Source organism: Bradyrhizobium sp. USDA 4011, from assembly GCF_054063415.1.
Map to the genome: position 1 here is coordinate 3,454,285 of NZ_JBSSGG010000001.1, position 14,521 is coordinate 3,468,805.

The 14,521-nt window shown below is 55.2% G+C and carries 13 protein-coding genes; 9 read left to right on the plus strand and 4 right to left on the minus strand.

The annotated features are described in order from the left end of the window. The first annotated feature begins 274 nt into the window (after positions 1–274). From ACVW1C_RS16155 to ACVW1C_RS16165, 3 genes are read left to right on the plus strand one after another with little or no spacing between them, the layout of a single operon-like run. Positions 275–1,816 (plus strand): ATP-binding protein, encoded by a 1,542-nt coding sequence (locus ACVW1C_RS16155; protein WP_456759266.1) that lies wholly within the window; start codon positions 275–277, stop codon positions 1,814–1,816. 5 nt (positions 1,817–1,821) lie between these two features. Then, the gene (locus ACVW1C_RS16160; RefSeq protein ID WP_456759267.1) at positions 1,822–4,047 is read left to right on the plus strand and encodes a Z1 domain-containing protein; all 2,226 of its coding nucleotides are present in this window, start codon (positions 1,822–1,824) and stop codon (positions 4,045–4,047) included. Beyond that, positions 4,044–5,027, plus strand: a complete 984-nt coding sequence (locus ACVW1C_RS16165) for a PD-(D/E)XK motif protein (protein ID WP_456759268.1) — start codon at positions 4,044–4,046, stop codon at positions 5,025–5,027. The genes ACVW1C_RS16160 and ACVW1C_RS16165 overlap by 4 nt, the downstream gene beginning before the upstream one ends. A 19-nt stretch (positions 5,028–5,046) precedes the next feature. Here ACVW1C_RS16165 and ACVW1C_RS16170 read toward each other — a convergent pair whose 3' ends face one another. The 3 genes from ACVW1C_RS16170 to ACVW1C_RS16180 all read right to left on the minus strand — a co-directional run bounded on the left by ACVW1C_RS16170 (position 5,047) and on the right by ACVW1C_RS16180 (position 7,483). After that, positions 5,047–6,273, minus strand: a complete 1,227-nt coding sequence (locus ACVW1C_RS16170; RefSeq protein WP_456759269.1) for a DNA cytosine methyltransferase — start codon at positions 6,271–6,273, stop codon at positions 5,047–5,049. Positions 6,274–6,419: 146 nt separating this feature from the next. After that, the gene (locus ACVW1C_RS16175; RefSeq protein WP_456759270.1) at positions 6,420–6,809 is read right to left on the minus strand and encodes a very short patch repair endonuclease; all 390 of its coding nucleotides are present in this window, start codon (positions 6,807–6,809) and stop codon (positions 6,420–6,422) included. A 488-nt stretch (positions 6,810–7,297) separates the two neighbouring features. Further along, positions 7,298–7,483, minus strand: coding sequence for a hypothetical protein (locus ACVW1C_RS16180; RefSeq protein WP_456759271.1), 186 nt, complete (start codon positions 7,481–7,483; stop codon positions 7,298–7,300). Positions 7,484–8,144: 661 nt separating this feature from the next. On the opposite strand from ACVW1C_RS16180, the gene ACVW1C_RS16185 reads away from it, so the two are divergent. The 6 genes from ACVW1C_RS16185 (at position 8,145) to ACVW1C_RS16210 (ending at position 12,289) form a co-directional block, all read left to right on the plus strand. Beyond that, entirely contained in the window at positions 8,145–8,636 is a 492-nt protein-coding gene (locus ACVW1C_RS16185; protein ID WP_456759272.1) for a hypothetical protein, read from the plus strand. 110 nt (positions 8,637–8,746) lie between these two features. After that, positions 8,747–8,956 (plus strand): hypothetical protein, encoded by a 210-nt coding sequence (locus tag ACVW1C_RS16190; protein ID WP_456759273.1) that lies wholly within the window; start codon positions 8,747–8,749, stop codon positions 8,954–8,956. 903 nt (positions 8,957–9,859) lie between these two features. After that, positions 9,860–10,243, plus strand: coding sequence for a hypothetical protein (locus ACVW1C_RS16195; RefSeq protein ID WP_456759274.1), 384 nt, complete (start codon positions 9,860–9,862; stop codon positions 10,241–10,243). Between the two features lie 205 nt (positions 10,244–10,448). Beyond that, positions 10,449–10,760: a hypothetical protein gene (locus tag ACVW1C_RS16200; protein ID WP_456759275.1), complete on the plus strand. Its 312-nt coding sequence runs from the start codon at positions 10,449–10,451 to the stop codon at positions 10,758–10,760. Between the two features lie 192 nt (positions 10,761–10,952). Beyond that, the gene (locus ACVW1C_RS16205; RefSeq protein WP_456759276.1) at positions 10,953–11,171 is read left to right on the plus strand and encodes a hypothetical protein; all 219 of its coding nucleotides are present in this window, start codon (positions 10,953–10,955) and stop codon (positions 11,169–11,171) included. Positions 11,172–11,743: 572 nt separating this feature from the next. Then, a complete protein-coding gene (locus ACVW1C_RS16210; protein WP_456759277.1) occupies positions 11,744–12,289 on the plus strand; it encodes a hypothetical protein in 546 nt (181 codons plus the stop codon). A gap of 138 nt (positions 12,290–12,427) precedes the next feature. Here the strand turns inward: ACVW1C_RS16210 and ACVW1C_RS16215 are convergent, their stop codons facing one another. Next, complete coding sequence (locus tag ACVW1C_RS16215; RefSeq protein ID WP_456759278.1) at positions 12,428–14,116, minus strand: recombinase family protein; 1,689 nt, start codon at positions 14,114–14,116, stop codon at positions 12,428–12,430. Between the last annotated feature and the right edge of the window lie 405 nt (positions 14,117–14,521).

The following is a 14,521-nucleotide window of genomic DNA, read 5'->3' on the forward strand; positions in this document are numbered from 1 at the left end:
GATGGCCTGCCGGACCCTAGCGGGTTAGGCGCCCGATCAGCGCGGATTGGCTCTTGAACACGGCCCTCATTCGTTGGGGGCCGCTTTTTCTTATTTGGCTCGAAGCAGGCATTTAAGAAGCCGTAAATCTGCGGATTTCTATATCGACTGGGGAGATGGACGGTACATCAATAGTTTAATACCGGGACAGCGAATCAGTCGGTAAATGCACAGCAATCGTGCAACTAGCAGTTGGTCGAGTATACTGCGGTGCATGACGGGGGGAGAATCACTGATGCCGGCCAATAAGAAGGTCAACATTCGGCCCGGCGTGAGCGTTCTGTCGGTGCTAAGGCACCTTAACTACAGTCCGTGGTTCGCGCTGGCGGAGTTCGTCGACAACTCACTCCAGAGCTACGTCGAGAACAAGCAACAGATCCACGAGCTTCACGGATCGGCCTGGAAGCTCAAGGTCTCGATAGACGTTGATACTTCTTATCCAGGGAGGATCACCATCCGAGATAACGCTGGAGGCATCGCGAACCAAGCTTTCCCGCGCGCATTCCGTCCTGCAGTGATTCCGCCCGATCGAACGGGCCTCTCTGAGTTCGGTATGGGAATGAAGAGCGCGGCATGCTGGTTTGCTCCCAGATGGCAGGTCCGCACCAAGGCTCTTGGAGAGCCCGTCGAACGAACCGTGCGATTCGATATTGCAATGATCGTGCGTGATGAGTTGGAGGAACTCGACATCGATGAGAGGCCAGCAGCGGCAAACGAGCACTTCACCGAGGTCGCTCTTGATGACTTGCACCACATCCCTGTGGGACGAACTCTAGGGAAGATCAAAGAGCATCTGGCGGACATCTATCGAGTATTCCTTCGCGATGGAACTCTCGACCTCCGCTTCAATAGTGAAAGCCTGTCGTATGAGGAGCCGCCTGTGCTGACGGCTCCCTATTATAAAGAGCCCGACGGGCCGGATCAGGTGTGGCGGAAGGAGATCGAGTTCGAGCTCGGCGATGGAATGTCTGTCAGGGGATTTGCAGCGCTGCGAGATCCGGGGAATTACGCCCGGTCGGGATTTTCCTTGTTCCGACGGGGACGGCTCATACAGGGAAGCGGCGAGGACGGCTATCGGCCACCGCTCTTGTTCGGCACGTCGGGCAGCAGCAGCTATGCCCGACTACGCCTGTTCGGCGAGCTCCACCTGGAAGGGTTCGAGGTCAGTCATACCAAGGACGGGTTTCGCTGGGATGAGAACGAGGAGCCCTTCCTGGAACTCCTCAAGGAATATATCGATAAGGATGAGCTTCCACTGTTGAGGCAGTGCGAGCACTACCGTTCCTTAGCTTCGAAGAAGGACCGCGTAAAGGCTGCTGCCCAGGGACTTTCGCAGGCTGGAGACGCTATCGCTGCATCGGTATCCGAGGTATTGCCGCGGGTTGCGGACCAGCCTCTCACGGAAACCCAGACCAGTCCATTAGTACCGCAGCCGACGCTGGCCATGCGGGAATTGCGCTTCAATTTCCGGGGTGCGCCATGGCTCATCCGGATAGAGCTCTCCGATGATCCGGCTGAGTCTGATTGGCTCTCTATAAGCGATCGGGGGAGTGGTCAGGACCAGGAGCCAGATACAATTGATATCCGGGTCTCGATGGCGCATCCGTTCATGGTGGCATTCGCCCAGACCGATCCGGAGAGCATCGATGCGTTGCTGCGCGTTGCCGCTGCTCTCGCTCTCGGCGAGAAGCTCGCTCGGATGTCCGGCGTCAGGTCAGGTGGCACCCTGAGACGAAATATGAATCAGATACTGCGGGAGGGGCTGTCGCAGCCATAATGCATATGGATAATGATCCGAACATCGTCGTGACCTCCGCAGGACTGTCGCTCAAGCCGGGCATGAAGTGGCTACCTGTCGAAGGCGCAGAGGCCGCCGGCGTCGCCGAACGCAGCAAGCTCAATCGCGAGGCACAGAATAGGCTTATCCAGTCGTCGGCCGAAATATTGGGCAAAGGAATCGACCCGAAGAGGGCGCAAGGCACCGCGACCGGGTTGGTGGTGGGCTATGTACAAAGCGGCAAGACGCTTTCCTTTACGACTGCGATAGGTCTTGCACGAGATAACGGTTTTCCAATCGTTATCGTCATTGCAGGCAATAAGGACAATCTCCTCACGCAATCGCATGAGCGCCTCGCCCGGGATCTCGATGTGGACGGCGGTGAAGGACTGCCGGCGTGGAAAATGGAAAAGAATCCCCGAGGGCAGGATGCGCAATACGAGCAACTAATCCGACAGGCTATAGATAACTGGCAGGATGCCACCCGCGATCCCGACGAGAAGTCAACACTTCTCCTGACGGTTCTGAAGCAGAATCAGCGCCTCGCTTCACTGACAGCACTGTTCAGACGGATGAACCTACAAAACGTTCCAGCGTTGCTCATTGACGACGAGGCCGACCAGGCAAGCCTCAACACGAAAGTTCAGCGCGGCCAGGAAAGCACGACATATCAGCGATTGCGAGAGCTGCGTGCTGCGCTTCCATGCCACACATTCCTGCAGTACACGGCGACGCCGCAGGCGCCGCTTCTGATCAACATCGCGGATAACTTGTCGCCTGATTTCGTGCATGTGCTTGAGCCTGGAGAAGGCTATGTAGGCGGTGCGGCATTTTTCGCCCCGGACAGCCCGTATATCGAAGTGATTCCCCCGGGCGATCTACTGCAGGCGAATGCGATGCCGACCGAGCCCCCGCAGAGCCTGCTCGAGGCCATGCGGGTATTTTACGTCGGTCTGGCGGCGACGCTGATATCCAAACCGGGCCGCCGCTCGATGTTGATTCATCCCGCTCGGGAGAGGGCTGCCCATCAGATCGCTGCCGCGTGGGCAACAGCTGCGAAGGACGAGTGGGCCAATGCGCTTGGAGCGGACGAGCGCGATCCTGATCGCCAAGATGTCATCGGGGATTTCAGGAACGCATACGAGGAACTCCAGACGACGGAGGATAATCTTCCGAGCTTCGATGAAATCATCCAGAAGCTGCCGCGCGCGCTCCGCAACACGACGGTGATCGAATTCAATACTCGCGGAAGGCCAAAAACCCCGGAAATCAATTGGAGACATGCCGAGGGTTGGATACTTGTCGGCGGGCAGGCTGTTGACCGCGGATTTACCGTAGACTCGCTGACGGTCACATACATGCCCAGAGGGATGGGCATGGGCAACGCAGACACGCTTCAACAGCGAGCGCGGTTCTTCGGCTATGCGAGGGCGCGAGGATATTTTGGTCTCTGCCGCGTGTATCTGGAACAGGCGATGAGAACCTCTTATGAGGACTACGTCCAACATGAGGAACTCATGCGCAAGGAGTTGAAGCGCGTGGCGGATATGGGCGGCGATCTTCGCACGTGGCGACGCCGTTTTATCCTTGATCCTGCGCTCAATCCCTGCAGAAGGTCGGTAATCTCCGATCCATACACGCGGAACAGCCTCGGCGGCGGGTGGACCAGGCAGCGGGGAACCAATCCGAGCGCGCGCGACGCGAACATGAGGATCTTGGACGCGCTATTGAGCGGCCTCGAGTTGGTGGAAGACACCAGCTACCCCGGAATATCGCCCTCGCAGCAGCACAAGGTCGCCGCCAATGTGCCCCTGCAGCAAATATTTGAGGCGCTTGTCGATTACCAATTCGAAGATCCCAGGGATACGGCCAGCTTCACCGGATTGTTGATCACGTTGGCAGAGGGACTGCGCCAGGACCCCGACGCAACGGCTGCGGTGTATCGCATGCGCCCGGACGCGCGTGTTGGAACACGCAAGGTGACAAACGATAGCGGCGAGATCGACAACTTCCAGCAAGGTCGCACTGCCACGGTCGGGGGAACGACCTATCCGGGCGACCAGTTCTTTGCCGCTTCGGACAAGGTATCTCTCCAGATACATGTCTACGACCTGACTCTCAATGACGAGCCCTTCGCACCGAGAGTCCCCCTGATCACGGTGAGCGTACCGCCAGCGCTCGCCGCTGACTGGCTCGTGCAGGTGCAGCGTGGGCAGCAAGCAACCTCATGACCGGCCGCCTTGAAGAATTGCTAAAAGTGATTGCGGCGCCTTCGGCAGACAATGAGTTCAATGTCAGGCGGCTAGAGAATCGATCGGCTTTCTATGCCGGTCGCGATAATCGTGGCAACGCGGCCATCTTGGTCGAAACATCCGACAGTGGAAGGACTGTGCCCCTACGGCTCGCAGGCATCGAGGCTACGTTCTCGATGCCGTACAGCATCGTAGAGCAGGGAAAGGCTCCGGTTACTCGAACACTAACCGCGATAGTGTGCACGATCCGAGATGACGATGTAGTCGGTTATTTCGCCAATGTAATGGAATCAGTCTTGCCATTCATCGGCAGGAGCCCCTCAACGAATAAGGTGGCCGATACCGTTCGGCAGCTCGTCGAGCTGTTTCAGAAGCTTCGTGCCCCGGCGCGACGCTCTTTAGTCGGTCTCGTGGGCGAATTGAGCGTGATTGAGATTGCCCGCGATGTGGGGGGTGCGGTCAAATCTTGGAGATCTGATCCCCAGGAGCGTTTCGATTTTGCGATCGGCAAGCTGCGTTTGGATGTGAAGGCGTCGAGCAATCGCCAAAGGGTGCACGAAATCTCATTCGAGCAAGCGAATCCACCGAGCGGCGCGACTGGCCTGATAACTTCTGTCTGGGTTGAGCCGTTGGCGGGTGGCATCTCGCTCGCAGATTTGCTGCGCTCGATCGAGGAGAAGATCGCAGACCAACCGGCCGACATCCTCCGGCTTCGATCCGTCATCGCGGGCACGCTAGGCGACACGCTGCCGCAGGCGATGCTGTGGCGGTTCGATGGTCAGCTCGCCCGAAGCTCCATGCGCTACTTTGATGCTAACATCATTCCGGCGATTCGGCCGCCTCTTCCTCCAAACGTCTCGTCGGCACGTTTCGTGTCTGATCTAAGTGGCTGCGATCCGTTAAGCGTAAGCACTTTCAGGCAAACCATTGCACCGGAAGAGCAAGGGCTCCTTCCGTAATACGTTTTCCTGACCTTTATCAGTCCGCCAACTCTAATGTTCGTAGTTTGGCACGTGGTCCGAGCGAGGGCCCTGGGTGATCGGCGTGAGCACCCTTAAGAGACATATAGCTGGCGCGGACGGGCTCTGCCGCGTGTTGGGGAGGAATAACGCGACGCCTAGGCGGCAGGAGCTTGAGCTTTTTGTTGCGCATCGGCGAATCCAGCAGTTGGTGCCTGATCTCGCGGGCCAGAACCTCCGCCAAAAGCGACGGTACGGCATTTCCAACCATGCGTTGGACCTGCGCTCGGTCGCAGTCGAATTTAAAATTGTCAGGAAATGTCTGCAGGCGTGCAAGCTCTCTCGCTGACAGCTTCCTGCTCGACCAATGGAAGGGCCCGGTTGCCGGTCCCGGTTGAGCCTGGATGGTCCAGGAAGGCTTGTCCTTGGCTAGCTTCAGAAGGAAGCTCCAATAGCGCGTACGCCACCCGAACAGCGACATTCCGCCGCCGCGCGGCGTGTGCCAAAGATAGTTTTGTCCTTCGGGAATGCTGGGCAGAAGGCCCGCCCATTTTCCAGTGAGCTGAAGATCTGGATTGTCGGGAAGAGCCGCCAAGTCTCCGAGAGCATCCCATGCCGTATGAAAGGGCTTTATGCCCGTTGGCAGCTCTTCACTTCCATCCGCGTGCGTTGGCTCGGGAAATTTGAACTCGCGACCGTCGCGGCTGGCAATTATGAATACTCGTTCGCGACGTTGGGGAACCCCGAAGCTCGCGGCGTCGAGCACGGTCCAGTACGGAACGTAGTTTGTCTTGGCCTCTCGATTGATCTTCTTGATGCCGTTAAGGATGCGCTTGAGACCCTCACTCTTTCCGTCATATGCAAGGCCGTACACATTCTCGAGAAGGATTGCCTTCGGTTTAGTGTCACGGACGACGCGCAGATATTCGTTGAGCGTCCCGGCGTTGGGATCTTTGAGCCTCGGAGCATCGCCATTGGCCCAGTATCCGCTCTTGGAGAATGGTTGACATGGAGGGCCGCCGATAAGTACGTCAGCTTCTCCCGACCTCAGGGCGGCCGTCTTTAGGATGCGTTGCGAGCTTATCGCGGCTATATCACCCTCGATGATCGGCCAGCGCCGATTGCTTCGGAGCGTTTCGCAACATATGGGATCGATCTCTACTGCGACACGTGTTTTGAACCCCGCTGCCTCAAAGCCGAGATCGAGCCCCCCGGCTCCCGTAAACAGGCTGATAGCTTTGAGCATATGAATACGCCGTAGACGTAGTGTATCAGATTCCGAATCACGTGCCGCTTCTTAACTAAAGCACAACGAGACTCTTGCAAAGAGCTCCGATGTCCGGACCGACCCCTTCCACGGTCGGTGTTTTTCGACTCGTGGCCCACCCACGCTCATCTCAGGAAACGAACGACGCGCCTTGTGACGGCCTCCAGATCGGACAGCTCGCACTCCCACACGGTGAAGACGCTCCATCCCATTGCAGCGAGCTCCAGGGCGTTGCGGGCATCGCGGGCCTTGTTGCCTTCGAGCTTGGGGCCCCAGTATTCAGGTTTGGAGGTCGGCACCTTCCTACCTGAGGGACAATCATGACGGTGCCAAAAGCAGCCGTGGACGAGGATCACCTTCCTTCTACCTGGAAACACGATGTCGGGACTGCCCGGCAAGTCTCGGCGATGAAGCCTGAAACGGAAACCGCGTGCATGCAGGAGCTTGCGGATTACGAGTTCCGGCTTCGTGTCCACCTTTCTAATCCGCGCCATGCGCTCGGAAAGACTGAGCACACGAGTTCTCCTTAATTGGTCCAGTCATTGGTCGGCTGCGGATCGGTGCCGCAAGCAAGAATGTCACCGCGCAACGCAGTCTTCAAAACATCAAAATAGATGCGCGCGCATCTCTGCGACAATACGCATTCATTTCGAACGGTAACGGCGTTCGGAAAGCCCTAAAGTAAATGCAAAAGCCGCCGTATGGCGGCGTTTTGCGGTATCCTTCATCACCTTTGCCGTATCGCTCTTGCTAGTAATGTTGCGTGGTTGCCCACGGGTTGCCCAAAAGGTGATGAAATGTGACTAACGCTGATCGCTTGTGAGTACGACGGTGTGTCGGAAAATGCTTGATCTTCCTGCTAAGACGCCTTCGGTCGTTGCAAGCAACTTTGCTCCCCGGGTAGGACTCGACCCTACGAGGGCGAACTATTAGCAATGGCTCCGAGCACGGAGGGCGTGCATAGGGGAACCCAGCCGCATCGCCGACTGAGCTCCTTTTTCGCTCATCGCTGATGCCCGAGGCCGATCCCTATGGTCCGTGCCTTCTGTCTTAGTGAGCCTTCCGATCGCTTCATCAGCTTCGATAGCTTGGATACAGGGGTTCTCGCTTTTGAGTGCGCCCTCAGCAATTTAACGTCGGATGCTGTGTATTCTCTCCGACCGATCTTCTTTGTTGCTTTCTTGACCATTTAGATTCTCCAGTGAATCAGGCGTCTTTGATAACAGGATCGAGTTCATCGGCAAGCGAACAGATGCGAAAACATTATTGACCGAGAAAGCATCAATGAGTGCGAGGGGAATACGTACCCGCGTGGCATAGTCCCAACTCTAATTCCGTGTGCTCCAATTATGCACATCACTGGCCACCAGGTATCCGAACGTCTCGAAGAGTTTCGACGCATTTACAAGGAAGTTTCCGGAGAGGAGGTTACGATAGCGGAGGCATCAGAAATGACGCACCGCTTGCTAACACTCTTCCGGATGATCTCGCGTCCCTTGCCCGACGAGGTCGCAAAGCCTGAAGAACCGCACGCTCCTTCGCCACTACCTCCGGTTCAAAGCGCTCCCGAAGAAGTTTGATATTGTGCAAGATGCGCTGACCGTTTTCGGTTTGCAACTCGCGCCATACTTCTTGTGACCACGCGGCACCATTCAAGCGACTCCCAGCAGTAGTAGCCGCCCAGGCACGTTTTGCACCCTATAACATCGTCGGTTCTCAGCCCGACGGTGTTTTGCAGAGTTGACAGTGGCGCAAACAAACAATGGTCCAATCGGACAAAGAGAGTGACAACCTTGTCTTCCAAAGCATACAACTTTCCATCGCGTTAGCTCGCCTGACGGGAGAATGCTATGTCTGACCAATCTCCGCAAATTGAACCACTTCCGCCAATCGAGCCACAGTACCTTCAAGCGGCAACTCTGCAGGCCAGCCAGCTCAACACTTTGGTCTGGCAGAAGATGGCGCTGATATTTGCCGTTCAGTCAGCAATCATCATTGCCGCATATTTCTTACGCGGCTCGCTCCTCAGCTGGATCACGCTTTTCATCGGTTTCCTGTTTTGCTCGGGTCTTATATTCAGCATTGATTCCGATCTCAAAGGACGGACTGCACTCCTTTCCCAAGCAAATCATATAGGGCGACGACTACTCCGCTTACCTTCGGATGGTATTGTAATGACGTTGGAGCCCTACCCGAATTGGGCCCTTAAACCGCATTGGACATTTTGGAGACTCGCATTTTTGTTTGCAGTGGACGTTCTGGCGGCGTTTGCTTTCAACATTCCGTACTTCGGGGAATTGACGAACGGCTACCTATCAATGCCTCTTCTGCCTTCCAAGTGAGCTATTTGGACAATCCCGGATTGTTTGTTATGTTGGAGACAGTCGCCTCGGTTTTTGGAGATAGCAGTTAGACTATTGACTGCCGCCTCCATCAACCGGAGGTGAGAAACATGTCAAAACGCGATGTAATCGGCTGCTCGTTCGGTGCAGTGCTATGTCTCGGGATCGTTCTGGTGCTGGTGTTTGGCGTCTGCCTGTTATTCGGCGTTTCGCCTAAGGATATCGGAGATCCAATAATCGTAACCGGCGTTATCTTCTGTGCTATCGGCGGAATCGGCGTGTTCTTCTCAGACCCGCTTATAACCGGCGGCTCACTCTGACCCCCTCCTCGGGGGTTTCCTTTTTTGGACAGTGATGCAGAAGTAAAGGAGATGGTACGCTGTTCTGTCCCTGAAGGGATTGGCGTTCACTTGCGCTCCATCTGGGAAGCGGTACCCTCCGATTGAGGGCGCAGCGGATGCTCTCGCGCAGATGTTGTAAGCGGGATCGCCAGATATGTCTCTTGCTGAAACCTCTCAGAATGAGGGCGGGGCGATCGCACTTCTTTCCCGATCCATCCTGTTCAAAACCGACGTTCACACCAAGTGAGCACCACCACAATTCACGCTTGCTATAGAAGCGCGCATCAGCTCGCAGATGATTTCCTTCTTTTTATATTCCAGTCGTCAAATTGTTCTTCCATGTGAGAAGACTATAGCATAGCTGATGGCTACGCGATTTTTGCCAGTGCGGTACAATTTCCCTCCTATGGCGCCTAAACAGCGCACGTACAACCTCGACATGGTACACACAGGGCATCAAGTCTCACCTGAACGTCTCGAAGAGCTTCGCTCGCGCCATACTTCTTGTGACCACGCGGCACATTTGCCATTCAACGTTCCAACGTCCTCGTCGGCTCCGCGGAGCCGCTAATGCTCTGACTTTATTTCCGCTTGCAACGGCATTCTCTGCTGGCGCGCCCCGGTCTCGAATGACCCATATCGTCCGTCGCGGTGGCCTTTGGTCGGCAGCTCAGATGGGGTTGGCTCCTTCGGAGTACCTACAGAGGCCAACAATCTATTCAAGGTAGTATGTCACTCAAGGTTGAGTTCGTGATATTGCTCTCCTTCGGCTATTGCCGCCGCCAGCCTGTCTCTAGCTTTCAATAAAAAGATTTCCGCTCGCAAGCTCTAGCCACGGCTGGCGAGCTTATGAGGAAATTCAAAACCGAGGAGGATACTTAGATGGCCACCGATCCGAAGGGCGTTGTAGACCAGATCCTGGGCGAAGCAATCCCTCAGCTCCAAGATATGATGGCATCAATGAGCCTGGGCTGCTCAGGCGGGAACCACGGAAGGCCTCCAGAAAACTGGGGCGCGTTGCAGGTTCACGGTCACTCGGCTGTGAATGATTTCAGCGACGCAAGAACGTCTTTGGCAAGAGACCAGACACAGAATGCGGTGCAACAGGTCAATGCTGGTTTGGGTGAGCTCGACATTTTAGTCAACGGTTTGCATTTGAATTGTTCTGGGGGCGAGCACGGGGAGGATCCCGTGTCCTATGGCAGCTATGTGGCGAAGAGGAATTCGCTGAAGGACCGACTGACGACGGCGATGCGCTTTTTATAAGCTGGAGGAACGTTTCACCCCGGCCACGGCTGCCGCGCTCGACCGGCAGCCGTGGGCGGGAGTCCAATGCACTATTGCGAGCTTTCGTCTTCTCGGCGCCTCCTAGCGACATGGTCATGCAATCGACCGTCTGCGCAAGTTGGGCGCTACGGCGCGTTGAATTCCGGCAAAGTTCTCTGACAATATAACTTAATGGAGATCGAAAATGGACATAAACGTCAACAAGAGCGAGTGGGACAGCTTAAGCACTGCAGATCGCGATACTATTGAGAAGATTATAACTTCACACTTTAGAGATAAGGTCGTCCCCGAAGCAAGTGCTCCGAAGGCGCAAGACTTTCTGGCTCAGCGGCAGCTTCAAACCTTCAATTTCAAAAATCCAATCTGTACCGCGGCCTGCGGCGTTGCAGAGGCCGCAGCGGTTGCTGCATGCTCTGCCTTAACCGGAGGCGTTGCTGTCGCAGTATGCGTAGCAGCGGCACATGCAGCGGGAGACTATTGTCGCTCGCGTTGCTGAAGAGCAGTTACCTTTGCGATGGTTGCGTTCTGCCCCGACGCGCTAACAGAGGCTGCCTCAGTTGGCGGCCTCTTTGCCATCAAGCCTTGCACGGCCTCAAGGACGGATTCGTGCTCCCAACGAGGGGAATATGTGCCCGCGTGGCATAGTCCCAACTCTATGAATGGTAGCGGACCTCGATACGATATCGGTATGCAACTCACCGGCCATCAAGTCTCACCCGAACGTCTCGAAGAGCTTCGTCGCATCTACAAGGAAATATCGGGAGATGAAATCGCTACGGAAGAGGCGAAGGAAATGGCGCATCGTCTCCTCGCTCTCTATAGGTTGATTTCGCGGCCCCTACCCGGCGAGATCGAGAAGACTGCTTCGGGACCGTCTCCGGCTCAAAGCGCTCTCGAGGAAGTTTGATATTGTGTAGGATGCGCTGGCCGTCTTCAGTTTGAAGCTCGCGCCATTGCTTGTGCTTGGCCAAAAATTTCACAAAGATGCATAATTTGGGATGTGATCGCTATCGCCCTATTGTGCATCGAATGCGCGTTACTCGTGCGCAGCATATTGCCTTTCCGTGAGCAGCAATGCGGAAGGTTGCTGAGCTGACAGATTCGTGTATCTTTGCGAGAGACGACCAAGATCGTCCTTGATCTTCGATACCTCAATGGGTGTCGATTTTGAGGAGGATGGCATGAACATTGAAAATAAATCCGCTGAACAGGTTGGTGGCATCATCCAGCACGCCAACGCGGTTGGTGATGGGGATCCCCCAAGTGGAGACGTAAGTTTTCGCAACCTGTATGAGTGTGCGTATTGCGAGACGTGCTGGGGTTCCACCGATGCCACTCCGGCGCCCCCTTCTGACTGCCCCGGCTGCGGAAGAGTAACGACGACCTACAGTTGGTCTCGATGGATTCATCGGCATCCAAATTGATTCGAACTTTGTGCCCCACGCCACGTGGGGCACTTTTTTGATTAGCGAGGCGGCAATGCCTAAAGAGAAATCATCGCCGAAATCAGATTTAAACTGGGTCGTCCCAATGAGGAGCAAGATCCAGCAGCTAACGCTTGAGATCTACAACTTTAACAGCAACCTCGACGACAATGAGCGCGAAAAGCTCTGGCCAGTCCTTGGGTATCTGATAGGAATCGCCTTTTCATTGTGGCGCGCAGTCTTCCTTTCTTTGCCGCAGCGCAGGACCTCGGAAGTACAAGAGCATGCTCACGATATTCTATACATATTACTTGAAACAAATGCCGTTGGCTTCACTCAGGACAAAGGTACGCGGCAATGGATGGCAGGCTACTATAACAACAATGCCATTCTCCGACTTTCGGATCTGTATTCAGATCCAGCTTCGCTTGCGGTAATAAAAGATATGATGTCTGAGAATGTGAATGAGACCGCTGTTGGTTGGTATCGCCCCGAGCGGCAGTCGGAATTTTCAGCGCTCTCACCAGCAAAACAGTGGGAGCTTGCATTCGAGGCGTTCGAAATGACGTTCAGGTTTCTAAAGCAGGCCGCTCATACGTAAAACATGACACGTGCCAAAGAAGCAGAATCCCGCGTCTATGACACTCTCGCATCGGAAGCATATTCGACGGGTATGCCACCCCACCGGCCACCGGGTCTCACTCAAACGTCCGAAGAGCTTCGACGGATCTACAAAGAACTATAAGGAGAAGCGCTCTAAACGTTGGTTTCGCGGCCTCGCCTGACGAGAGCGAGAAGCTCCTTCCTTTGCATGAACCTCCGGCTCAAAGCGCTCCCGAAGACGTTTGATGTTGTGTAAGATGCGCTGGCCGTCTTCAGTTTGCAGTTCGCGCCACACTTCTAGTGACCACTCGGCACATTTGCCATGCAAAGTTCTAACGTCCTCGTCGACTCCCAGCAATGTGCGCAAGTTCGGTGTTTTGTGGCCCGGTATGAACGGCCTTTTGGCTTCAATCCTAAGTATTTTTCGTGTGAGGATCGGGTTCGAACCGATCGTTTCAAGAATGAGGCGTTTTGACTGGTCGTCTCCAGCTAGGAACCAATCCGCGGCTCTATTGCTGAACGAAACGAATTCCGATACGGGTTCGAACCCCTCGCCTCCGTGATCCTTCGACGCGATCCTTTCCCGTAGTCGGATGTGTTCTTTTTGAAGTTCGCCGCGCTGCAGAAGATACTCTTGGTCGGTCAGTAGGTTCCGGATACGAAGGCTGGTCAGGGCCGCGAGCTGTTCTTCAACGCTCTTGAGGGAGTTCTCCAATGAGCGCTGTCGCACCTCCTGCTGTTGGAGGAATCTAGCAGTGTCGCGCGACATTTCCTCCCTAACCCACGCCTCAACCGCGGGATCGATCGCCAGCGACCGAATGAACTGCTCTATCTGGCGTTCAAGGGCTCGACTTTCCACGGATCGCTCAGCACACCGGGAGCCTAGGCGTCGCTTTGTGCAATGGTAATAGATGTAGTGGCGGCCGGACGGTTTGTATTTGTGCTCTGCCGTTACAGCTAGACCGCAAGATCCGCATCGGATCATACCTGTAAACGCAAAAGCATGTCTTTTCGGTCGAGCCCGACCCGGTCGCTCCAAAAGCGAACGCACGCGCTCGAACTCATCTATCGTAACGACCGCTTCGTGCTTCCCGGGATACGTCTGCCCGTCCCAGACTATGATGCCCGCATAGAATGGGTTGGCCAGAAGGCGATAGGCCGAGCTAAGTGCGAGCGGCGTACCGCCGGTCCGTTTCTTCTTCGGCGTGCGAAAGCTCCATTCGTCACGTGCTATGACCGCTATCTGTTTGACAGTATATGAGCCCGTGAGCATCAGCTCAAACATTGCTCGTACGAGTGGAAAATGTGTCGGGTCTTTGACGATCGTCTTCGTGTCAGGATCATTGAGGTATCCAAGAGGCGCCTGGTTGGGCCGCCAGCCCTTGTCAATTTTCGTTCTGTTGCCTCGCTTGACGTTATCCGAGAGCGCGTCGGAATAGTATTTGGATTGACCAAACATGATCTGGAGCATGAACTTGCCCTGCGAGTTGTTCTCGAAGGTGTACGTTGCGAATTTGAGATCCCGGATCACGCTACAATCGAGCATGTAGATGAGGCGCCCCCCATCGATCGAATTTCGCGCAAGACGATCCGGTGCCCACGCGATAATCCCGTGGGCCGCCCCATTCTCGATCTCAGCGAGCATCTCACCGAATTGCGGGCGACCAGGTGCTTTGGCGCTGAACGACTCTTCATAAATTCCGGCGATTTCGATGTCAGACCTGTCGCCGAATGTTCGCTTCAACGTCGTTAATTGGGATTCGATTGAAGCGACCTGTCGATCTTCAGCTTCGGATGATTTCCTGCAATAGATAAAATATCGCATAAGTGATCTAGACTCGCGATTCTAGAATCAAAATCGATTTTGCGCGAATCGGATATCAACAGATCGTGCCAAGTTGTCGTCAATACGCGAGACGGTGCAATATGCCGCTTCGGCACGAATTCTCGGCCTGCGAAAATTCAGCTACGTCTATGAGCGCCGAGAGTCGCGGCTCAACCCAGATGCGCATCGACTGGAGTTGAGAGGGCATAAATCAACGCCGTCATGTCGAGTTACAAACTCGCCATAGGCATGGTCGGGACACAAAGCAACATCACCACGTCCCGTTTGAATTTCGCATAGAGTTACCACCTCCGCGCATCAAGCGGGTAATCGTGGTCCGAGATGGGAAGGGAAGGATCGTGTCTTCTGCGCCGTCCGCGACTCACTAGGGCTTGGATCCTGAAC

What these genes read in the sequence shown, in the direction of transcription:
- ACVW1C_RS16180 (WP_456759271.1), bottom strand. Translation starts at nt 7,483, where the DNA reads ATGGTCAAGAAAGCAACAAAGAAGATCGGTCGGAGAGAATACACAGCA.
- ACVW1C_RS16205 (WP_456759276.1), top strand. Translation starts at nt 10,953, where the DNA reads ATGCAACTCACCGGCCATCAAGTCTCACCCGAACGTCTCGAAGAGCTT.
- ACVW1C_RS16215 (WP_456759278.1), bottom strand. Translation starts at nt 14,116, where the DNA reads ATGCGATATTTTATCTATTGCAGGAAATCATCCGAAGCTGAAGATCGA.
- ACVW1C_RS16190 (WP_456759273.1), top strand. Translation starts at nt 8,747, where the DNA reads ATGTCAAAACGCGATGTAATCGGCTGCTCGTTCGGTGCAGTGCTATGT.
- ACVW1C_RS16210 (WP_456759277.1), top strand. Translation starts at nt 11,744, where the DNA reads ATGCCTAAAGAGAAATCATCGCCGAAATCAGATTTAAACTGGGTCGTC.
- ACVW1C_RS16185 (WP_456759272.1), top strand. Translation starts at nt 8,145, where the DNA reads ATGTCTGACCAATCTCCGCAAATTGAACCACTTCCGCCAATCGAGCCA.
- ACVW1C_RS16170 (WP_456759269.1), bottom strand. Translation starts at nt 6,273, where the DNA reads ATGCTCAAAGCTATCAGCCTGTTTACGGGAGCCGGGGGGCTCGATCTC.
- ACVW1C_RS16160 (WP_456759267.1), top strand. Translation starts at nt 1,822, where the DNA reads ATGGATAATGATCCGAACATCGTCGTGACCTCCGCAGGACTGTCGCTC.
- ACVW1C_RS16165 (WP_456759268.1), top strand. Translation starts at nt 4,044, where the DNA reads ATGACCGGCCGCCTTGAAGAATTGCTAAAAGTGATTGCGGCGCCTTCG.
- ACVW1C_RS16200 (WP_456759275.1), top strand. Translation starts at nt 10,449, where the DNA reads ATGGACATAAACGTCAACAAGAGCGAGTGGGACAGCTTAAGCACTGCA.
- ACVW1C_RS16195 (WP_456759274.1), top strand. Translation starts at nt 9,860, where the DNA reads ATGGCCACCGATCCGAAGGGCGTTGTAGACCAGATCCTGGGCGAAGCA.
- ACVW1C_RS16155 (WP_456759266.1), top strand. Translation starts at nt 275, where the DNA reads ATGCCGGCCAATAAGAAGGTCAACATTCGGCCCGGCGTGAGCGTTCTG.